Genomic DNA, 18,936 nt, shown 5'->3' on the forward strand with positions numbered 1-18,936 from the left:
AGGCCGTCAAAATGGGGATGGGAAGCGCGGAATACGAGCTGGTCGAGATCGAATAACAGGAAAAAGCCTCCCGCATACTGCGGGAGGCTTTTATTGTTTCGTGAAGCCGGGGAGGCCGCCGTCACTGGGCGCGGTAGCCGCGCTTGAGAAGCAGCTGGCGGATTTTCTCGTGCGGGTCGATGATCGCGCTGACCGACATGTCGTGGTTGATCGCGGCGATGAAGTAGGCGATATACTTGGAGACGTCGACCTCGTGGAACCACTCGCGCGAGAGCAGCTCGGGGGAACGGTAGGTGAGGTTGGTGCCGAACACGCCGGAGAGGAGCCCCTCCTCGTAGGCCCGGTCGAACTCGTCGAGGCCGTTGGTAAAGATCGCGTAGGTGGCGTAGGCGAAGATGCGGGAAGCGTTGCGCTTTTTCAGCTCGCGCGCGACCTCGAGCATCGACTCGCCCGACGAGATGATGTCGTCCGCGATGAAGACGTCCTTGCCCTCGAGGGAGTTGCCGAGATACTCGTGCGCCACGATGGGGTTGCGGCCATTGACGACGCGGGCGTAGTCGCGGCGCTTGTAGAACATGCCCAGGTCGATGCCGAGCACGGAGGCGTAATACATGTTGCGGCTCATCGCGCCCTCATCGGGGCTGACGACCATCAGGTGCTCGCGGTCGAGCTGGATGTCCGGGATGCTGCGCAGCAGGCATTTGAGGACCTGGTAGGAGGGGGAGACGTTGTCGAAGCCCATGAGGGGGACCGCGTTCTGCACGCGCGGGTCGTGCGCGTCGAAGGTGACGATGTTGGAGACGCCCATGTTCTGGAGCTCCTGGAGCGCCACGGCGCAGTCAAGAGACTCCCGGTAGTTGCGGCGGTGCTGGCGGCTGCCGTAGAGCATCGGCATGATGACCGTGATGCGGTGCGCCTTGCCGCTGGCGGCCTGGATCAGCCGCTTCAGGTCCTGAAAGTGGTCGTCGGGGGACATGGAGTTCTGGTGTCCGAAGATGTTATAGCTGCAGCTGTAGTTGCCGACGTCCACGATGAAGAAAAGGTCGTCCCCGCGGATGGTCGACTTGATAAGGCCCTTGCCGTCGCCGGAGGAAAAACGGGGACATTCGCTTTCGACGATGTAGCTTTCCTTGTAAAGGGGGCTGCCCTCCGCCCATTTCACGAGGTGCGCGTCGATCTTCTCGGTCAGCTCGCGCGCGCCGGTCAGGCTGATCAGCCCAAGTTCCGCCACCCGGTCACCCGACCGGAAGATGTCTTCCGCATCAATCTGCCCTGCCATTCATAACGCTCCTTTTCGTTCCGCGGTCCCCAAAGGGACCGCCGATCCTTATCTGCGGCCCGAATTATGCAAAATCGGGTCGAAAAAATACAATTTGATTATACATGATCGTTTCAGGATTGTATACGCTTTTCATCCCCGAATCTAAAAAATGGGTAATATCTACAAATTTCGATCTCTGCTCGGGAGAGATTTGTCCGTTGCCGTCATGCGCCGCTTTAAAGGAAGAAAAAGACCGGGACCGCACGCGCGGTCCCGGCCGGTTTTTTCTAGTCGGCGAAATTGTCGAAATATCCCTGGATGAGGACGATGGGCGTGCCCTTGTCTCCGCTGCCGCTCGTCAGGTCGCACAGGCTGCCGATCAGGTCGGTCAGGCGGCGGGGAGTGGTGCCCTGCGTCTCCATCGTGCCCTTGAGGTCGGCCTTTTTGTTGCGGATGTACTCGGAGACGGCCTGCTTGAGCTCGCCGCCCGAGAGGTCGCGGAACTGGTTGTCCGCGAGGTATTTGAGCTTGACCTCGTTGGGCAGGCCGCTGAGCCCCTCGGTGAATCCGGGGCTGACGACCGGGTCCGCGAGCTCCCAGATCTTGCCCACCGGGTCGCGGAAGGCGCCGTCGCCGTAGACGAGCGCCTCGATCTGCCTGCCGGTCGCCTCGCTCAGCTTGCGCTGCAGGTCGTGCGCGAAGGCGGCGCAGTCACGCGGGAAGAGCTTGACGCGGCTCTCGGTCGACTTGTTGCTGCCGAGCAGGCCGTAATCGGCGTTGAAGCCGCTTCCGTTGACGGGGGCGGAGAGAATGTCGTCGAGGCCGTAGACCGTCTCGGCGCCCGCCGCGCGCAGAAGGCGCTTGGTGCGCTCGCGGGTGTGGATGTCGCAGCAGAGGACGTGCTTCGTATGGTCGAGGACGGCGGTGGGACGGTTTGCAAAGAGGATTTCCACGTCGGCCCCCTCCTCGCGGATGAGGGAGGCGTAGTATTCGACGTAGTCCACGCCGGTGAACAGGTGCTTATTCTCCCCGAAGAGCGCGCGGTAGCGCTTCTCGTCGAGCACGTCGGCCCACGGGTTGACCCCGGCGGCTTCGAGCTTTTCCTCCGAAACGAGGGTGTTGCCCACCTCGTCGCTCGGATAGCTGAACATCAGCACGATCTTTTTCGCGCCGCGCGCGATGCCGCGCAGGCAGATGGCGAACCGGTTGCGGCTGAGGATGGGGAAGATCACGCCGATGGGGTGGTCGCCGAATTTGGAGCGGACATCCTCCGCGATGTCGTCGGTGGAGGCGTAGTTGCCCTGCGCCTTGGCGACGACCGCCTCGGTCACGCCCACGACGTCGCGGTCGTGGAAGGAAAAGCCCTCGCTTGCGGCTGCTTCGAGCACGGAATCGGTGACGATCTGCGCGAGGTCGTCCCCCGGCCGGATAATCGGGGCGCGCACGCCCCGGACAGTGGTACCGATCATTCTTGACATGAGTGAATCCCTCCGATGGCGGCTGATCCGCCGGTTTGCACGCCGGAACGGCGCGGCGGCCCTCCCTGCGGGAAGGCCGTACCTTAATCCCCATTATACAGGAATTCGCCGTAAGATACAATGATTCTGCAAAAAAGCGGAAAAAAATTTGCATTTCCCGCTCAAAAAACAAAAAGGACGGAATCAACCGTCCTTTTCAGCGGCCCGTCAGGGCTCCACCTGCACCACGCTGAATTCTTCGCCGCAAAAATCCGACTTTCTGAAGTAACGCCTGGCCATATTGGTGGTGGAGAAGGGCTTGGCAAGCGCGATATCGTTCAGAAGAATCCGCGTGTTGAAGAGATAGCGGCTGTCGCCCTGCCGTTGGATCCGGATGACGTAATGCATCGCCTGACACTTCCTTTCCTCCATTTTGTGCGCAGAGCAGGAGTGTCAGTATAGCACGCTTTGGATTCCAGAACAAGTAATATCAGGGAAATTTCAGCGTATTATGTAAAATTCGGAAGGCCGATTGTCGCAAAAAAGACAAAAACGCCCGCCGGTTCAACCGGCGAGCGTTTTGGACAGGGCGCGGATGCGTTCCCGGCAATCGGCGCCGAGCCGGTTGAACCAATCGGCGAACGCCTCCTGCCATTCGATTTCGTCGAGCGGGCGCAGCGCCCTCTCCTCCCACACCGCCCGGATCCGGCCGAGCAGCAGGGCGGCGGTCGCCTCGTCAAAGGAGGAAAAGATTTCCGCGTATTCGTCGTCGAAGACGCACCCCGCGCCGAGCAGGTCGCAGAGGTCGTCGAGGCTGCGCAGCTCCTCCCGGATGATCCGCGCCTTGCGCGCGGCATCGTCGCAGAGGAGCACCTCGTCGGCGACAGCGCTGAACGCGTCGTTGTCAAGGCGTTCCCCGTCGATGAAGAGGAGCGGCGCGTCCTCCTCCGCGACGACAGCGAAGGGGGTGAGCGCGCCGCCCGCGCGGTTGACTTCCCCGGCGAAGCGCGCGGCCCCCTCGCGGATATAATTGTTGAGGCGGGCGTTTTCAAAGGCGCAGGAATCGATCAGGCCTTCCGCGGCCCGCAGCAGCAGCGCCGCGCGCTGTTCGGCGGCGAGGGGGCGAAGCCGCTCCTCCAGCCCGGCGCGTTCCCCGGCGCCGAGCGCCGCGTCCTCCCGGCCGAGCAGGCGGGCGAGCAGCAGGTTTTGGAGCGTGATCGTAAAGAGGTTCACATAGGCCTCGGCGGGGGAGGTGCGGTTTTGGCGCGCCCAGCCGCGCAGCAGGCCGTCCAGCACCGGCGCGAACCGGCCGCAGAAGCGGTTCTCCAGCGCGAGCGACTCGAGCCGCTCGCGCACGCCGAAGATCCCGCTCGCGGAGACCTCCCGCGCGAGCGGGTACTCGGTGAGCACGACGAAGTCGCCCGGGTGCCTGCGAACCTTCCAGTCCCGCAGGTACCGGGGGAAGGTGACGTCGAGCAAAATCCGGTAGCCCTCGTTGACGGTGGGGGTGCGGGTCGCGCGCACCCGGGAGAGCAGGCCTTCGCAGGCGCGCTCCTCCCGGTCCAGAAGCCCGGTCCCCATCCGGTAGAGCGCGTCCATCGAGTGTTCCCGGAGCAGCGCGAGGCTCTCCTGCGGGGTCGGAGCGTGTTTGAGCGCCACGTCGATGCAGTAGCCGATATCGTCCATTAGCTGGTCGGCGGTCTCCGCGGGGACGGAGCTGCTCTCGCCGCGCGTGATCTCCTCGATCTGCGAACGGAGGAGCCCCAGCAGCCCCTCCTGCATCGCGGCCAGCGCGCGTTCGTCCAGCAGGCCCGCGTCCGCCGCCCGCCGCATGAGCGAGGCGGTGTAGACGCCGTAATCGATCCCGTCGAGCGGGGTTCCGCTTAAAAGCGAACGGTTCTCCACTGTTCGTCCTCCTCCACCGCGTAATCGCCGGCCTCCCCGGCGGGCTTGTCCGTTTCAAGGGGCGCCTCGACGCTGCCGTAGGCGCGCACGTTGCGCGCCATCGTTTCCATGTCGCGTCCCGCGAGCAGTTCGAGCGAACCCTCGCAGTCGCCGTCAAAGCACTGCTTCATCACGGCGATCAGCTCGTCGTCGGGCAGGGAATCGAGCGTGTCGTTTTTGAGGTAGTAGAAGAGCTCGGTCAGCGCGCAGAGGGTGTCGGCATAGTTCTGCCCGTCGACGTAGGCGGAATCGCAGAACGCTTCGGCGAGCTTTTCGAGCACGCCGGGGCCCACCTCGATGCGGCGGCTGTTTTTAAGCGCGTCGGTCCGTACCTTGAGCAGCGCGACGGCGTCTTCGTGGGTCAGCGACAGGCCGTAGGGGCGGGTGAGGTCGTTGAGTCGAAGCAGTTCGTCGGCGCCGCGGCGGATCAGCGCGTCGTCCTGCCGGCTGAGTAGGGAGAGAAGTCCGCTCATGCCATTCAGCTCCTTTTACAGATTGGTACTTGACAAAACCCGGGGAATGTGCTATGGTGTAGAAGGAAAAATTTATGATTTTTCAGAAAAATCCAACAAAGACTATCATAACACAAGCCGGGCGGGATGTCAAGCAGCCGCCCGGCTGTTTTTATCGCCTTTTGGGCGGACATCTGCCGGGCGGAAGGGCCGCAAACTGAAGAAGCGCCGCATCCACCGGATGCGGCGCTTCTTGTGAGAGGGGGAGATCATTCGAGGTTGAGCCTGTGGGAGAGGATGTAGTTGGTCAGGATAAAGTAGACGACCGAGAAGATGACCGTGATGATGAGGGTCGGGATCACGATCATATGCATCGCGCCGACGAATTCCCGCGCGAAATCGTAGGCCCCGTAGCCGAACTGGTAGGCCCCGTAGCTGCCGTAGGGGATCGTATGGTCGTAGATGCGCCCGACCAGGGAAAAATAGAGGTTGGTGATGATCTGCTCGACGATGCTCAGCCCGATATAGGCGCCGAAGGCGGTGAGCACCCGGTGCTTGCCGACGAGATGGCCGATCGAGATGGCGGCGTAGATCATGAGCACGCTGCCGATCGTGCCGATGAGCATCAGGAAGACGAACTCGAAGAAGAGGGTGACCTCGCTGATGCCGACATAGTGCGCCAGGAAATCGGACAACTGGCGGAGGAACTCGGGGATCTCCCGAAGCAGATCCAGGCTGAACGCCATGATGAAGACCGACAGGACGGTGACGAAGGTGCAGATGGCCAGCCACATGATCGAGACGATCAGCTTGCTGGCAATCAGCTGCCAGGTCCGGACGGGCAGGGTGAACATGAGGTAGCCCTCGTCGCGCAGGAGGTTCTTGTAGAACCGCTGGATCATGACGACATAGACGAGCACGAAGAGCGCGATGATGAGGATGACGTAGAGCATCATGGTCAGCACGGCCGCGAAGTCGGGGATGTCGTTGAAGTTGAAAAAGATGTTGTTGAGGATCGCAAGGAGCAGGATCGCGCCGAACACCGGCAGGAAGAGCCGCGCGGTGGCGCGGATTTCGTATTTGAGCAGTTTTTTCAGCATCTGAATACCTCCCGGAAGAGCGCGTCGACCGACATGCCCTTTTCCTCGCGGATCTGATCGACCGAGGAAACCATGATGATCTCGCCGCGGCTGATGAAAATGACGTCCTCCAGCACCTGCTCGATATCGGTGATGAGGTGGGTGGAGATGATGATCGTCGCGTTTTCATTGTAGTTGCCCAGGATGGTGTTCAGGATGTAGTCGCGCGCCGCGGGGTCGACGCCGCCGATCGGCTCGTCGAGCAGGTAGAGCTGGGCCTCCCGGCTCATGACGAGGATCAGCTGGACCTTCTCCTTGGTGCCCTTGGACATCGTCTTGAGCCGGTCGTTGGGGTTGATGTTCAGGCGGCTGAGCATGTCATATGCCTTGGCCTCGTTGAAATTTGTGTAGAAATCCCGGAAGAAGGCGATCAGGTCGCGGACCTTCATCCAGTCGTTGAGGTAGGTGCGTTCCGGCAGGTAGGAGACGGCCTCCTTGGTGTCCGGCCCGACCGGGAAACCCGCGATCGAGAGATCTCCGAGGGAGGGGGTCAGCAGGCCGTTCGCGAGCTTCATAAAGGTGCTTTTGCCGCTGCCGTTGGGCCCGAGCAGGCCGACGATCCGGCCGCGCCCGACGTTCAGGTTGATTTGATTGAGCGCACAGACTCCGCTTCCGTAGAACTTGGTGAGCCCATGGCATTCCAGTATGGTGTCCACTTATCTTACCTCCTCGGCCGCAGCGGATTCCACAAGCGCCACCGTCTGGGGCGTGGTGAATCCGAGCGCGCGCATTTTTTGGAAAAAGGCGTCGATCTGTTCCTGTGCGAGGGCTTTTTTTGCCGCCTCGATCAGCCCCGTATCCTCCGTGATGAACCGGCCGCTCGTGCGCTGGGTATAGAGCAGCCCGTCCCGTTCCAGCTCGGAGAGCGCCCGCTGCATCGTGTTGGGGTTTACGGCCGCTTCGGCGGCCATGTCCCGAACGGAGGGCAGGCGTTCTCCCGGGCGGTAGAATCCGGAGATAATGCGCAGCTTGATCTGTTCGATCAGCTGCGCATAGATCGGGCGGTCATTTTTCAGCTCCCACGTCATTGTGTTCAGCTCCTGTCCCGATAGAATTGTATTAATAACCTAACACAATAATACGATACCATTTCCAATTTGTCAACCCCTAATTTGGAAAAAGAAGAACCCCGCCCCGCGAAAACGGGGCGGGATTCGGGGGAATCGCTCACCAGCGGCGCGCCCCCTCGATATGGATGCCGCGCGCCTGCGCGTAGACATAGCTTGAGAGGGGGCGGCGGTAGGCGTCGAAGGTGTGGGTGGACACGAGGATATCGTCCCCTGTGACTTCCGTCACAAAGAGGGAGTGGTACCATTTGTCCGACGCGTCGCCGAGCTGGATGAGATCTCCCCGCTCCAGCTCCTCGAGCGCCGCCGCCCGGCCGTAGGGCCCGACCGAGCGGTTGCCCGCCAGAAAGCGGTAGAGATAGGGCACGCCGCTCCAGGCGGCGGCGCGGTCGGAGGCGGAATTGTAGTACCAGCCGGTATCGCGGGTGAAATTCATGACGCCCGTGCCCGCGTAGAGGCACTGGGAGACGAAGCTGGTACAGTCGCCGCCCATGCCGTCGAAGCTGATGTAGCGCGGATTACGGGAAAACGCCCATTTTTCGGCATAGGCGGCGGCCTTGGACCGGTCGTAGGGGATCTGGGTGGGCATAGGGATCGCTCCTTTCCATGGTACAGTATATGCAGTTGACTTTTTGCCGGGATTCCTTTAAAATTTAAACGACGAAACGCATCCAGTTGGCAGGACCGTGCCATCCGAAAGCAAGCTGCCGCCGGATGGTTTTTTTGATGTTCCGGGCCGATTGAAAAAGGAGGGACGCGCCGTGGGCTTCGACCGATATGTGCTGAGCGGCGGGAAACGCCTGCGGTGCGGCTATACGACCGGTTCCTGCGCGGCGGCGGCGGCGAAGGCCGCCGTCATCGCCCTGCTGGCGGGGGAGGCCCCCGCGCGGGTGGAGATCGGGACGCCGGAGGGCGTCCGGCTCGACCTGCCGGTGGAGGGCTGCGTGCTGGGACAGGGCTTTGCCCGGTGCGCCGTGCGCAAGGACGCGGGCGACGATATCGACGCGACCGACGGCGCGCTCGTCTGCGCCGAGGTGCGCCTCGGCGGGGAGGAGATCGTGGTCGACGGCGGCGAGGGGGTCGGGCGGGTCACCCGCGCGGGCCTCGAGCAGCCGGTGGGCGCGGCAGCCATCAACCGCGTCCCGCGGCTGATGGTCGCGCACGAAGTGCGCGGCGCGCTCGAAGAGCGCGGCTGCCGCGCCGGGGCGGCGGTCGTGATTTCGGTCCCCGGCGGGGCCGAAATCGCGGCGCGGACCTACAATCCGCGGCTTGGGATCGAAGGGGGGATCTCGATCCTCGGGACGACGGGCATTGTCGAGCCGATGAGCGAGGCGGCGCTCGTGGATACGATCCGGGCCGAGCTGAAGGTGCTTCGCGCGGCGGGAAGCGGTCCCGTGCTCGTGACCCCCGGCAGCTACGGGGAGAACTTCTCGCGGGACGCGCTCGGATTGAGGGCTTCCCGAGCGGTGCTCTGCAGCAACTTCGTAGGCGAGACGCTCGACTGCGCCGCCGTCCTCGGCTTTGAGGGGGTGCTGCTTGTCGGTCATCTCGGCAAGTTCGTGAAGCTCGCGGGCGGCATCTTCCAGACGCACTCCAGCGTCGCGGACGCGCGCATGGAGATTCTGACGGCGCACGCCGCGCTGGCCGGAGCGGATTCCGCGCTGGCCGGAGCGCTGCTCGGCTGCGCCACGACCGACGCGGCGGCCGACCTGCTGGACGCGGCGGGGCTTCTGTCCCCGGTGATGCGTTCGGTGACGGAACGGGCGGAAAAGCAGGTCAAACGGCGCGCCGGGGAGCTTCCGGCGGAACTGGTGATCTACACCAACGCGCGGGGAATCCTGGGGCAGAGCGGGGGAGCGGCAGAAATGCTGGAACGGCTGAGGGAAACGGAGGCGGCAAAATGAACGGGACACTCTATGGCGTGAGCGTCGGGCCGGGCGACCCGGGGCTCATTACCGTCCGGGCGGTGGAGGTGATCCGCGCCTGCGGCGTGATCGCGGTGCCGCGCTCGTCGGACGGAGCGGAGCGGGTCGCGCTCGGGATCGCGGAAAACGCGGTGCCCGAACTCGGCAAAAAAGAGCTCGTCGAGCTTTCGATGCCGATGACGCGCGACCCGGACAGGCTCGAGGCCGCCCGCGCCGCCGCGGTGGAGTCATTGGCGGCGTATCTGCGCGCAGGAAGGGACGTCGCCTTCCTGACGATCGGGGACGTGACCGTCTATTCCACCTACGGCTACCTGCATGAACGTGTAAAGGCAATGGGCTTTCCGGTGGAGATGATTGCCGGGGTGCCCTCCTTCTGCGCGGCGGCCGCCCGTCTGGGGGAGCCGCTCACCGACGCGGCAAAGCCCCTGCACATCATCCCCGCGCCCTACGAGGGCTTGGAGGAGGCGCTCGCCCTTCCGGGGACCAAGGTGCTGATGAAATCGGGAAAATATTTCGGGGAGGTCCGGCGGCTGCTTGTCGGGCGCGGCGTTGACGCCCGGATGGTCGAGCGGTGCGGGCTTTCCGGCGAACGGGTCTACCGTTCGCTTGCCGACGCGCCCGACGACGCGGGCTACCTCTCGATCATCATGGTAAAGGAGTGACGGCCTGATGGTGCATTTTGTGGGGGCGGGCTGCGGCGCGCCCGACCTGATCACCCTGCGGGGCCACCGGCTGCTGTCCGAGGCGGATGTCGTGATCTACGCGGGCTCCCTTGTGAATCCCGCGCTGCTCGAAGCTGCGAAGCCGGGCTGTGAAATCCATGACAGCGCCGGAATGACCCTCGAGGAGGTATTTGCGGTCGTGAGGGCCGCCGAGGCCACCGGGAAGACGACGGTGCGCCTGCACACGGGCGACACCGCGCTCTACAGCGCCATCCGCGAACAGATCGACCTCTTAAAAAGCGCGGGCATCCCCTACGACGTGACGCCGGGGGTCAGCGCCTTCAGCGGCGCGGCGGCGGCGCTCGGCGTGGAATACACGCTGCCGGGCGTCTCCCAATCGGTCGTCATCACCCGCATGGCGGGCCGTACGCCGGTGCCCGAGCGGGAGGAGATCGCCTCCTTCGCCGCCCACGGCGCGACGATGGTGATTTTCCTCAGCACCGGGCTGCTCTCCGAGCTGCGGGAACGCCTGCTCACAGGCGGATACCGGGAGGACACGCCCGCCGCGATCGTCTACAAGGCCTCGTGGCCGGATGAAAAATGCGTGGCCGGCACGGTCGGCAATCTGCCCGCGATGGCGGAGGAAAACGGCATTTCCCGTATGGCGCTCATCCTCGTCGGGGAGTTCCTCGGTGAACAGTACGACCGCTCAAAGCTCTACGACCCCGCCTTTTCCCACGGCTTTCGGGAGGCGGAACAATGAAGCTCGCGATCGCGGCGTTTACCGGACGGGGCGCGGAGCTGGCGAACCGGCTGGCGGAAGCTCTCGCGGACGCGGGGAGCCCCCCGCCCGAGGTCGCGGTTTTCGGGCGCGCGGGGGACCCCGGACGGAGCCTGCGCGACTGGACGGAAAGGGCGTTTTCCCACGCCGGCGGCATCGTGTTTGTCGGCGCGTGCGGCATCGCGGTGCGTGCGGTCGCGCCCTTCGTCAGGGACAAATTGACCGACCCGGCGGTCGTCGCGGTCGACGAACGGGGAAAATACGCCGTGGCGCTGCTGTCGGGGCACGCCGGGGGAGCGAACGCATTGGCGGCCAGGGTCGCCGATGCGGCCGGCGGAACGCCGGTCGTCTCCACCGCCACCGACCTCGCCGGGATTTTCGCCGTGGATGTGTGGGCGGCGGAGCGTTCGCTCCATCTCGGTGAGCGGGCGCTCGCCAAGGAGGTTTCGGCAGCGCTGCTTGCCGGAGAGACGGTCGGCTTCGCGTGCGACTTTCCCGTTGCGGGCGCGCTTCCCGCTGGGCTGGCGGACGGCCCCGCCGCGCTGGGAATCTGCGTCACGCTCGACGCGGCAAAGGAGCCCTTTCCGCGCACCCTGCACGCCTTTCCGCGCGTCGTGACGGTCGGGGCCGGCTGCCGTAGGGGCATTTCCGCGGAAATGTTCGAACGGGAAATCCTCGGGGCGCTCGGCGATGCCAGGATTCCGCTCGCGGCGGTCCGCCAGCTCGCGACGATCGACCGCAAGGCGGAGGAACCCTGTATCCTGGCGTTCTGCGAAAGGTACGGCCTGCCGCTCGCGGCCGCCTCCGCGGAGGCGCTTTCCGCCCTCGAGGGGGAGTTCACACCGTCGGAGTTCGTGCGCGGGACGGTGGGTGTGGATAACGTCTGTGAACGCGCGGCGCTTTACGCGTCGCGGGAAGGGCGCGTCATCATGAAAAAACATGCTGCGGGCGGCGTGACGGCCGCTGCCGCGGCGGACCGCTGGACCTGCGGGTTCGGGGAGGAAACAGGATGAAAAAGCTCTATGTCGTGGGGCTGGGCCCCGGCGACGAACAGAATATGACCGGCCGCGCGCTCACGGCGCTCGAAGAGAGCGAGGTCATCGTGGGCTACACGGCCTATGTCGACCTCATCCGCGCCCGTTACCCGGAAAAGGCGTTCCTCGCCACCGCGATGCGCGGGGAGGTGGAGCGCTGCCGCATGGCGCTGGAGGCGGCCTGCGGAGGCAGAACCGTCGCGGTGGTGTCGAGCGGGGACGCCGGGGTCTACGGCATGGCGGGGCTCGTCTACGAGCTCGCGCAGGGGTACGACCCCATCGACATCGAGGTGGTGCCGGGCGTGACGGCCGCGTGCAGCGGCGCGGCGCTGCTCGGCGCCCCGCTCATCCACGACTTTGCGGTCATCTCGCTCAGCGACCTGCTCACCCCGTGGGAGCTGATTGAACGGCGGCTCGACGCGGCGGGCAGAGCGGACTTCTGCATCTGCCTTTACAACCCGGCGAGCCGCCGCCGCGCCGACTACCTGCGGCGCGCGTGCGACATCCTGCTGCGCAGCCGCGCGCCCGAAACGGTCGCGGGGCTTGTGCGCAACGCGGGGCGGGCGGGGGAGTCCGCCCGCGTGCTGACCCTTGGGGAGCTGCGGGAGGCGCAGGCGGATATGTTCACGACTGTGTTTATCGGCAACTCCCAGACCAAGAAACTGAACGGCGGCATGGTGACGCCGAGGGGGTACCGGGATGCCTAATTTCTTTGTGTTTGCCGGGACCACCGAGGGCAGGCGGCTGGTGGAGTTTCTCAGCCGGTGCGAGGGGACGAACGTCTGCGCGGGGGTCGCCACCGAATATGGAAAGACCCTGCTCCCCGAGGGGGTGCAGGTCTTTGCTGAGCGGCTGGACGCGGAGGGAATGGCCTCCCTGCTTCAATCGCTGCGGTTTGACTGCGTGGTCGACGCGACCCACCCCTATGCCGCCCTTGCGACCGAAAATATCCGCGCCGCCTGCGCGGCGACCGATACCCGGTACCTGCGCCTCTCCCGGCCGTCGAACACGCCTGAGGGCTGCGTCTATGTCGAGAGCGCCGAGCGCGCGGCGGAGGTGCTTGCCGCCACGACGGGCAAGGTGCTGCTCACCACCGGCAGCAAGGAGCTGGACGCGTTCGTGCGGGTGCCGGGTTACCAGGAGCGCATCTACCCGCGGGTGCTGCCGACCGTCGAATCGGTGCAGCGGTGCCTCGCTCTGGGCTTCCGGGTGCAGAACGTCATTGCGATGCAGGGGCCCTTCTCCCGCGAGATGAACGGGGCCACGATGCGTCAGATCGGCGCGTCGATCCTGGTGACCAAGGAGTCGGGCGACGCGGGCGGTTTTTCCGAAAAGCTCGGCGCGGCGCGGGACGCGGGCGCGGTGGCCGTCGTGATCGGCAGGCCGCGCGAGGAGAGCGGCCTGCCCTACGAGGACGCGGTGGAGGCGCTCATCCGCGACTTTGCCCTGCGGCCGGCGGACGCGGAAGCGGAACCTGCGGCGTATTTTCCGCTCTTCTCCAGGCTGTCGAACTGCAAGATCGCGCTCTTCGGGGGCGGTGCGGCCGCCCTCTCGAGCGCTGCCGCGCTGCTGCCCTTCTGTCCGGGGCTTGTGGTGATCACGCCGCAGCCGTCCGCCGAGCTCGAGTCGCTCGGCGTGCAGATCGTGCGGCGCGCCTACATGAAGGGGGACTGCGCGGGATGCCGGATCGTGATCGCCGCGACCGACAACCCCGACGTCGACCAGGCGATCTGCGAGGAGGCGCGCGCGGCGGGGATTCCCGCCGACGTGCCCGGCTCGCCCGAGCTGTGCGATTTTTATCTGCCCGCCCTGCTGCGGCGCGGCGGCGTGGTCGTCGGCGTGTCGGCGGGCGTGGACGAAAAGAAGCGCGCGCGGAAGATTGCGCGGGAGCTTTCCGGGCGGCTGGACCAGATCCTGCCCGGTCCGGAGGCGGACCATCGGGAATGAACGGCGAGAGGAGGGGAACGCGGTGAAAGTTTACGTGATCGGGATGGGCGTGGGGAATCCCGCCCTGCTGACGGGGGAGGCGCTGGACGCGGCGAAAAGCTGCCGGGTGCTCGTCGGCGCGCGGCGTCTGCTGGAGGCGTTTCCCGGCGCCGCGCAGAAAATAGAGGCCTCCTCGCCCGCGCGGATGGCCGAGGCGGTCCGCGCGCACGAGGGCCCCGCGGGCGTGCTCGTCTCGGGGGACGTCGGGTTTTACAGCGCGGCGCGAAGCCTAGGGGCCCTGCTGCCGGAGGCCGAAATCCGATTTCTTCCGGGAATCTCCAGCTTGCAGTATTTCTGCGCGCGGCTGGGGACCGCGTGGGACGACGCGCGGGTCGTGAGCCTGCATGGACGCGACTGCGACTTCTGCGGGATCGCCGCGTCCAGCCCCAAGGTGTTCGCGCTGACGGGCGGCGAAAACAGCCCCGGCGCGCTCTGCGCCCGGCTTCGGGAAGCCGGGCTCGGCGCGGTGCGGGTGGAGGTCGGCGAACGGCTCTCCTACCCGGACGAGCGCGTAACGGGCGGGAACGCGGCGGAGCTCGCGGGACGGGCGTTCGACCCGCTGAGCGTCATGCTGGTGCGGAACCCGGACGCGCGGCCGCTTCCGGCGGCCCATGGCCTGCCGGACGGCGCGTTTTTGCGCGGCGGGACGCCGATGACCAAAGAGGAGGTCCGCGCCGTCTCGGTCGCGAAGCTGCGCCTGCGGCGGGGGATGACCGTCTGGGACGTGGGCGCCGGCACCGGCTCGGTGAGCGTCGAGATCGCGCGGGTGCTCGGGGACGGCGCGGTCTATGCCGTCGAACGGGAGCCGGATGCGCTCGCGCTGATCGAACAAAACCGCGCGAAATTCGGCCTTTGGAACCTGCGCCCGGTGGCGGGGAGCGCGCCCGGCGTACTGGGGGAGCTTCCCGCGCCCGACGCCGTCTTCGTCGGCGGCTCGTCGGGGAACCTCGCGGAGATCGTCGGCGCGGCGCTCGAAAAAAATCCCGGCGCGCGGATCGTCGTGAACGCCGTCACGCTCGAGACGGTCACGGAGGCGCTCGGCTGCTTCGGGCGGTTTTCCCTGCGGGAGCCCGACGCGGTGCAGCTTTCGGTCTCCCGCGTGCGGGAGGCCGGGCATTACCACATGATGCAGGCCCAGAACCCCGTGTGGGTCCTGAGCGCGGGAGGGAGCGAATGACGGTCCGGTTTCCGCGCCTGCTGGTCGCCGCGCCCGCGAGCGGCAGCGGCAAAACGACGGTCACCTGCGCGCTGCTGCGCGCGCTGGCCGGGCGCGGCCGACGGGCGGCCGCGTTCAAGTGCGGGCCCGACTACATCGACCCGATGTTCCACCGGGAGAGCGTCGGCGCGGCCTATTCCGCCAATCTCGACCTCTTTCTTTCCGACGGGGACACGGCGCGCCGCCTGCTTGCGAAGGGCGCGGAGCATGCGGATATCGCCCTCATCGAGGGCGCGATGGGCTATTATGACGGGATTGCGGTTTCGTCCGACGCGTCGGCCTACGCCGTCGCCCGCGCGACCGGTACGCCCGTCCTGCTCGTCGTCTCCTGCCAGGGGATGGCGGCCTCCGTTGCCGCACAGGTCAGAGGCTTTACAGGCTACCGGCCCGACGCAAACATCGCCGCGGTGCTGCTCAATCACCTTTCCGCCGCGCGCTACCCCGAAGTAAAGGCGCTCGTCGAGCGGGAATGCGGCGTCCCGGTCGCCGGGTACCTGCCGCCGATGCCCGGCTGCGCGTTTGAAAGCCGCCACCTCGGCCTCGTGACCGCCGGGGAGGCCGCGGAGCTCGGGCGGAAGCTGGACGAGCTCGCCGGGGCGCTGGAACGGACGGCGGACCTGCCGATGCTGCTCCAGATCGCGGAATCCGCGCCGCCGCTCTCCTATGAACCGCCTTGTCTGTCCCGCGTTGAGGGAAAGCCCCGGATCGCCGTGGCGCGGGACGCGGCGTTCTGTTTTTACTACGAGGATACCCTTTCGCTGCTGCGGGAGATGGGGGCGGAGCTTACCTTTTTCAGCCCGCTTTCGGACGCGACGCTGCCGGAGGGCGCGGGCGGGCTCCTGCTCGGCGGCGGATACCCCGAGCTGCACGCGGAAACGCTCTCCCGCAACGAACCGATGCGCCGCGCGGTCAGGGCCGCGATCGAGGGCGGGATGCCCGCCATCGCGGAGTGCGGCGGTTTTTTGTACCTGCACCGGAGCCTTGAGGATGCGGACGGGAACGCCCATGCGATGGCGGGCGTGATCGCGGCGGAGGGTTTCCGGACCGGGCGGCTCGGGCGGTTTGGGTATGTGACGCTCACCGCGCGGGAGGAGAACCTGCTCTGCGGCGCGGGAGAGACGCTGCGCGCGCATGAATTCCACTATTGGGACAGCACCGGCCCGGGCGCCGCCTTTGCGGCACAAAAGCCGCAGAGCTCCCGCGGCTGGGACTGCGTACACGCGGGGAGGACCCTCTACGCGGGGTTCCCGCACCTCTATCTGGCGGGCGCGCCAAAGGCCGCCGAGCGCTTTCTGCGCGCGGCTGCCGACTACCAAAGGGGATGAGACGGATGAATCTGGAAGAAGCACTCAGGCAGATTACCCCGCCCGACGAACGGGCCGGGCAGGAAGCAAAGGCGCGGTGGGACAGCATCGCAAAGCCGCTCGGGAGCCTCGGGCTGCTGGAGGAGGCGGTCATCCGCATCGCGGCGCTCACCGGAAGCGCGCGGGTGGCGCTGGACAGGCGCTGCGCGGCCGTCTTCTGCGCCGACAACGGCGTGGTCGCCGAGGGCGTGACCCAGACGGGCAGCGAGGTGACCGCCGTCGTGGCGGAGAACTTTACGCGCGGGGAGGCGAGCGTCTGCGCGATGGCGCGCGCCGCGCGCTGCGACGTGATCCCCGTGGACATCGGCGTCGCGCGCGATCTGTCGGGAGAGGGGCTCGTCGTCCACAAGCTCGGCTACGGGACGGGCAACATCGCCCGCGGCCCCGCGATGACGCGGGAGCAGGCGCTCGACGCAATCACCTTCGGGATTTCCCTCGTGGGGGAACTGAAGCAGAAGGGCTACCGGATCATCGCCACGGGTGAGATGGGCATCGGCAACACCACGACGAGCAGCGCGGTGACCGCCGCGCTCCTCGGCCTTCCGGCCGAGGAGGTGACGGGGCGCGGCGCGGGACTCACGAGCGAGGGGCTCGCCCATAAGATCAAGACGGTCGAGCGCGCGCTCGTCGTCAACCATCCCGATCCGAACGACGGCGTCGACGTGCTCGCCAAGGTGGGCGGCTTCGATCTCGCGGGGCTGGCGGGCATCTTTCTGGGCAGCGCGGTCCACCGCGTGCCCGTGCTGATTGACGGGTTCATTTCGGCGGCGGCGGCGCTGGCCGCGGCGCGCATCTGCCCCGCCGTGAAAAAGGCGATGCTCGCCTCCCATCTCTCCGACGAGCCCGCGGCGGCGCTGGCGCTAGGCGCGCTTGGCCTGCGCCCGCTCATCACGGCGGGCATGTGCCTCGGCGAGGGGACGGGCGCGGTGGCGGCGCTGCCGCTCCTCGACATGGCGCTGGCCGTCTACCGGGAAATGAGCACCTTCCGGGAGATTGAGATCGACGCCTACCAGCCGCTCAGTTAGGTGGGCGGGGTGCTGACGCTGATCATCGGCGGGGCCGCGAGCGGAAAATCGGAATATGCCGAGCATCTCGCGGCGGCGGCCCCCGGGCCGCGCGTCTACCTCGCCACGATGCGCCGCCACGACGCGGAGTGCGAGGCGCGGATCGAAAAGCACCGCGCCGCCCGCGCGGGGCGCGGATTTGTCACCTGCGAGCGGGAGGCCGGCCTTTCGGGGCTGGCGCTCCCGGCCGGGACCCGGACGGTGCTGCTGGAGGACCTCGGCAATCTCGCCGCCAACGAGCTCTACGGCGGCGCGGGGGAGGGGGCGTTTGACGCGGCGCTCGCGGGGATCGACGAACTTTGCGTGCGGGCCGCGCGGGTCTATGTCGTCTCCAACGAGGTCTTTTCCGACGGCGCGCCCTACGACCCCGGCACGCGGCGCTATATCGAACTGCTCGGCGCGCTCAACCAGGCGCTTGCCGCGCGGGCGGACCGGGTCGTGGAGGTCGTCTGCGGGATACCGCTCATCTGGAAGGGAGGAACAACGGAATGAAAAAGCTGCTGCGCTCGCTGGCAATGGCCTTTTCGATGTATTCCATCCTCCCGGCTCCGCGCGTCGAATGGAAAGCGGAGAACATGCGTTACGCCTTCTGCTTCTTCCCGCTGATCGGCGTCGTGATCGGCGCGGCGGAATTCGGCTGGCTGTGGCTCTGCCGCCTCTTTGGCGTCGGGCCGGGGCTGACCGCCGCCGTCGCCACGGCGATCCCCGTCCTGCTCTCGGGCGGCATCCACCTCGACGGGTTCTGCGACACCTCCGACGCGCTCGCCTCCCACGCCCCGGCCGAACGCAAGCTCGAAATCATGAAGGACCCGCACATCGGCGCCTTCGGCGTGATGGCCTGCGTCCTCTGCCTGCTGCTCACCTTCGGCCTCTGGACCCAGTACCGCTTTCATCCGCGCACGGCGGGGATGCTGGCATTGGGGTTCGTGCTCTCCCGGTCGCTCAGCGGGCTCACGGTCGTTTCGATGCGCTGCGCCAAGCCGGGCGGGCTGGCCGCCCTCTTTTCGGAAAACGCCGCGAAGGGGCGGGTGCGCGTTCTGCTGGCGGCGCTGGCGCTCCTCTGCGCCGCCGCGATGCTGGCGCTCTCTCCGCCGGCGGGCGCGGCGGGGCTGCTCGCCGCGCTGGTGGTGCTGCTGCACTACCGCTGGCTCGCCTACCGCTGCTTCGGCGGGATCACCGGCGACCTCGCCGGGTATTTTTTGACGGTGTGCGAGGCGGCGGTCCTCACGGCGGCCGTCCTTTTCGAGGGGGTGCTGCTGTGAAGCTGGTGATCGGCGGACGCGCGCAGGGAAAATGCGCCCTCGTGCTCGCGCGGGAGGGGCTGCCGCCCGCCGCCGTGTGCGACGGAGGGACCTGCCCGCTCGATCCGCTGCCCGAAAAGCCCGTCCTGAACCGCCTGCACCTGCTGGCGCGGCGGCTGCTCGAGGCGGGGCGCGACCCGGTGGAAATTCTGGCGCGCTATGCCGACGCGCACCCGGACGCGATCTTTATCAGCGACGAGGTCGGCTGCGGCGTGGTGCCGCCCGACCCGTTTGAGCGCGCGTGGCGGGAGGCGGCGGGGCGGACCTGCTGTATGCTCGCGGA

Annotated in this window: 21 protein-coding genes; 12 read left to right on the forward strand and 9 right to left on the reverse strand. The window is 66.6% G+C overall.

The window, feature by feature from the left end; translation table 11 throughout:
- Positions 1-121: 121 nt before the first annotated feature.
- The 9 genes from ACZO3G_RS07415 to ACZO3G_RS07455 form a co-directional block, all read right to left on the reverse strand.
- Entirely contained in the window at positions 122-1,279 is a 1,158-nt protein-coding gene (locus tag ACZO3G_RS07415) for a ribose-phosphate pyrophosphokinase (RefSeq protein WP_276870256.1), read from the reverse strand.
- Positions 1,280-1,548: 269 nt separating this feature from the next.
- Entirely contained in the window at positions 1,549-2,739 is a 1,191-nt protein-coding gene (locus ACZO3G_RS07420; protein WP_276870255.1) for a coenzyme F420-0:L-glutamate ligase, read from the reverse strand.
- Between the two features lie 207 nt (positions 2,740-2,946).
- The gene (locus ACZO3G_RS07425) at positions 2,947-3,126 is read right to left on the reverse strand and encodes a hypothetical protein (protein ID WP_101550481.1); all 180 of its coding nucleotides are present in this window, start codon (positions 3,124-3,126) and stop codon (positions 2,947-2,949) included.
- Positions 3,127-3,282: 156 nt separating this feature from the next.
- Complete coding sequence (locus ACZO3G_RS07430) at positions 3,283-4,623, reverse strand: DUF6179 domain-containing protein (RefSeq protein WP_276870251.1); 1,341 nt, start codon at positions 4,621-4,623, stop codon at positions 3,283-3,285.
- Positions 4,602-5,135, reverse strand: a complete 534-nt coding sequence (locus ACZO3G_RS07435; RefSeq protein WP_276870249.1) for a DUF6323 family protein — start codon at positions 5,133-5,135, stop codon at positions 4,602-4,604. The genes ACZO3G_RS07430 and ACZO3G_RS07435 overlap by 22 nt, the downstream gene beginning before the upstream one ends.
- A 248-nt stretch (positions 5,136-5,383) precedes the next feature.
- Entirely contained in the window at positions 5,384-6,214 is an 831-nt protein-coding gene (locus ACZO3G_RS07440; RefSeq protein WP_101550487.1) for a hypothetical protein, read from the reverse strand.
- Complete coding sequence (locus ACZO3G_RS07445) at positions 6,208-6,909, reverse strand: ABC transporter ATP-binding protein (protein WP_276870247.1); 702 nt, start codon at positions 6,907-6,909, stop codon at positions 6,208-6,210. The genes ACZO3G_RS07440 and ACZO3G_RS07445 overlap by 7 nt, the downstream gene beginning before the upstream one ends.
- The gene (locus ACZO3G_RS07450) at positions 6,910-7,281 is read right to left on the reverse strand and encodes a GntR family transcriptional regulator (RefSeq protein ID WP_101550491.1); all 372 of its coding nucleotides are present in this window, start codon (positions 7,279-7,281) and stop codon (positions 6,910-6,912) included.
- Between the two features lie 139 nt (positions 7,282-7,420).
- Positions 7,421-7,909, reverse strand: coding sequence for an amidase domain-containing protein (locus tag ACZO3G_RS07455; protein ID WP_276870246.1), 489 nt, complete (start codon positions 7,907-7,909; stop codon positions 7,421-7,423).
- 172 nt (positions 7,910-8,081) lie between these two features.
- Between ACZO3G_RS07455 and cbiD the strand changes: the two genes are divergently transcribed.
- The 12 genes from cbiD to ACZO3G_RS07515 form a co-directional block, all read left to right on the forward strand.
- Positions 8,082-9,224 carry a cobalt-precorrin-5B (C(1))-methyltransferase CbiD gene (gene cbiD, locus ACZO3G_RS07460; protein WP_277138519.1) on the forward strand — a complete coding sequence of 381 codons (1,143 nt, stop codon included), beginning with the start codon at positions 8,082-8,084 and terminating at the stop codon, positions 9,222-9,224.
- Positions 9,221-9,907, forward strand: coding sequence for a precorrin-2 C(20)-methyltransferase (cobI, locus tag ACZO3G_RS07465; RefSeq protein ID WP_276870244.1), 687 nt, complete (start codon positions 9,221-9,223; stop codon positions 9,905-9,907). Before cbiD ends, cobI begins: the two co-directional genes overlap by 4 nt.
- A gap of 7 nt (positions 9,908-9,914) precedes the next feature.
- A complete protein-coding gene (gene cobM / locus ACZO3G_RS07470; RefSeq protein ID WP_276870243.1) occupies positions 9,915-10,670 on the forward strand; it encodes a precorrin-4 C(11)-methyltransferase in 756 nt (251 codons plus the stop codon).
- Positions 10,667-11,701, forward strand: coding sequence for a cobalt-precorrin 5A hydrolase (locus ACZO3G_RS07475; protein WP_276870242.1), 1,035 nt, complete (start codon positions 10,667-10,669; stop codon positions 11,699-11,701). Before cobM ends, ACZO3G_RS07475 begins: the two co-directional genes overlap by 4 nt.
- Positions 11,698-12,429, forward strand: coding sequence for a precorrin-3B C(17)-methyltransferase (cobJ, locus tag ACZO3G_RS07480; RefSeq protein ID WP_276870239.1), 732 nt, complete (start codon positions 11,698-11,700; stop codon positions 12,427-12,429). Before ACZO3G_RS07475 ends, cobJ begins: the two co-directional genes overlap by 4 nt.
- Complete coding sequence (cobK, locus tag ACZO3G_RS07485) at positions 12,422-13,669, forward strand: precorrin-6A reductase (RefSeq protein ID WP_276870237.1); 1,248 nt, start codon at positions 12,422-12,424, stop codon at positions 13,667-13,669. The genes cobJ and cobK overlap by 8 nt, the downstream gene beginning before the upstream one ends.
- A gap of 22 nt (positions 13,670-13,691) precedes the next feature.
- Positions 13,692-14,885 carry a precorrin-6y C5,15-methyltransferase (decarboxylating) subunit CbiE gene (gene cbiE / locus ACZO3G_RS07490; RefSeq protein WP_276870235.1) on the forward strand — a complete coding sequence of 398 codons (1,194 nt, stop codon included), beginning with the start codon at positions 13,692-13,694 and terminating at the stop codon, positions 14,883-14,885.
- Complete coding sequence (locus tag ACZO3G_RS07495; RefSeq protein ID WP_276870233.1) at positions 14,882-16,249, forward strand: cobyrinic acid a,c-diamide synthase CobB; 1,368 nt, start codon at positions 14,882-14,884, stop codon at positions 16,247-16,249. The genes cbiE and ACZO3G_RS07495 overlap by 4 nt, the downstream gene beginning before the upstream one ends.
- Before the next feature lie 5 nt (positions 16,250-16,254).
- The gene (gene cobT / locus ACZO3G_RS07500) at positions 16,255-17,313 is read left to right on the forward strand and encodes a nicotinate-nucleotide--dimethylbenzimidazole phosphoribosyltransferase (RefSeq protein ID WP_276870232.1); all 1,059 of its coding nucleotides are present in this window, start codon (positions 16,255-16,257) and stop codon (positions 17,311-17,313) included.
- Between the two features lie 9 nt (positions 17,314-17,322).
- Positions 17,323-17,844, forward strand: coding sequence for a bifunctional adenosylcobinamide kinase/adenosylcobinamide-phosphate guanylyltransferase (locus ACZO3G_RS07505; protein WP_276870230.1), 522 nt, complete (start codon positions 17,323-17,325; stop codon positions 17,842-17,844).
- Positions 17,841-18,614, forward strand: a complete 774-nt coding sequence (locus ACZO3G_RS07510) for an adenosylcobinamide-GDP ribazoletransferase (RefSeq protein WP_276870228.1) — start codon at positions 17,841-17,843, stop codon at positions 18,612-18,614. Before ACZO3G_RS07505 ends, ACZO3G_RS07510 begins: the two co-directional genes overlap by 4 nt.
- A partial coding sequence (locus tag ACZO3G_RS07515) for a hypothetical protein (protein WP_486847006.1) occupies positions 18,611-18,936 on the forward strand: 326 nt, incomplete at its 3' end. The genes ACZO3G_RS07510 and ACZO3G_RS07515, both read left to right, overlap by 4 nt.

The sequence above is a fragment of the Anaerotruncus sp. genome (assembly GCF_057433415.1).

Coding starts and splice junctions, on each gene's coding strand:
- cobJ (WP_276870239.1), top strand. CDS start 11,698: ATGAAAAAGCTCTATGTCGTGGGGCTGGGCCCCGGCGACGAACAGAAT.
- ACZO3G_RS07440 (WP_101550487.1), bottom strand. CDS start 6,214: ATGCTGAAAAAACTGCTCAAATACGAAATCCGCGCCACCGCGCGGCTC.
- ACZO3G_RS07450 (WP_101550491.1), bottom strand. CDS start 7,281: ATGACGTGGGAGCTGAAAAATGACCGCCCGATCTATGCGCAGCTGATC.
- cobM (WP_276870243.1), top strand. CDS start 9,915: ATGGTGCATTTTGTGGGGGCGGGCTGCGGCGCGCCCGACCTGATCACC.
- ACZO3G_RS07475 (WP_276870242.1), top strand. CDS start 10,667: ATGAAGCTCGCGATCGCGGCGTTTACCGGACGGGGCGCGGAGCTGGCG.
- ACZO3G_RS07510 (WP_276870228.1), top strand. CDS start 17,841: ATGAAAAAGCTGCTGCGCTCGCTGGCAATGGCCTTTTCGATGTATTCC.
- ACZO3G_RS07435 (WP_276870249.1), bottom strand. CDS start 5,135: ATGAGCGGACTTCTCTCCCTACTCAGCCGGCAGGACGACGCGCTGATC.
- ACZO3G_RS07415 (WP_276870256.1), bottom strand. CDS start 1,279: ATGGCAGGGCAGATTGATGCGGAAGACATCTTCCGGTCGGGTGACCGG.
- ACZO3G_RS07420 (WP_276870255.1), bottom strand. CDS start 2,739: ATGTCAAGAATGATCGGTACCACTGTCCGGGGCGTGCGCGCCCCGATT.
- ACZO3G_RS07455 (WP_276870246.1), bottom strand. CDS start 7,909: ATGCCCACCCAGATCCCCTACGACCGGTCCAAGGCCGCCGCCTATGCC.
- cobT (WP_276870232.1), top strand. CDS start 16,255: ATGAATCTGGAAGAAGCACTCAGGCAGATTACCCCGCCCGACGAACGG.
- cobK (WP_276870237.1), top strand. CDS start 12,422: ATGCCTAATTTCTTTGTGTTTGCCGGGACCACCGAGGGCAGGCGGCTG.
- cobI (WP_276870244.1), top strand. CDS start 9,221: ATGAACGGGACACTCTATGGCGTGAGCGTCGGGCCGGGCGACCCGGGG.
- ACZO3G_RS07425 (WP_101550481.1), bottom strand. CDS start 3,126: ATGCATTACGTCATCCGGATCCAACGGCAGGGCGACAGCCGCTATCTC.
- ACZO3G_RS07495 (WP_276870233.1), top strand. CDS start 14,882: ATGACGGTCCGGTTTCCGCGCCTGCTGGTCGCCGCGCCCGCGAGCGGC.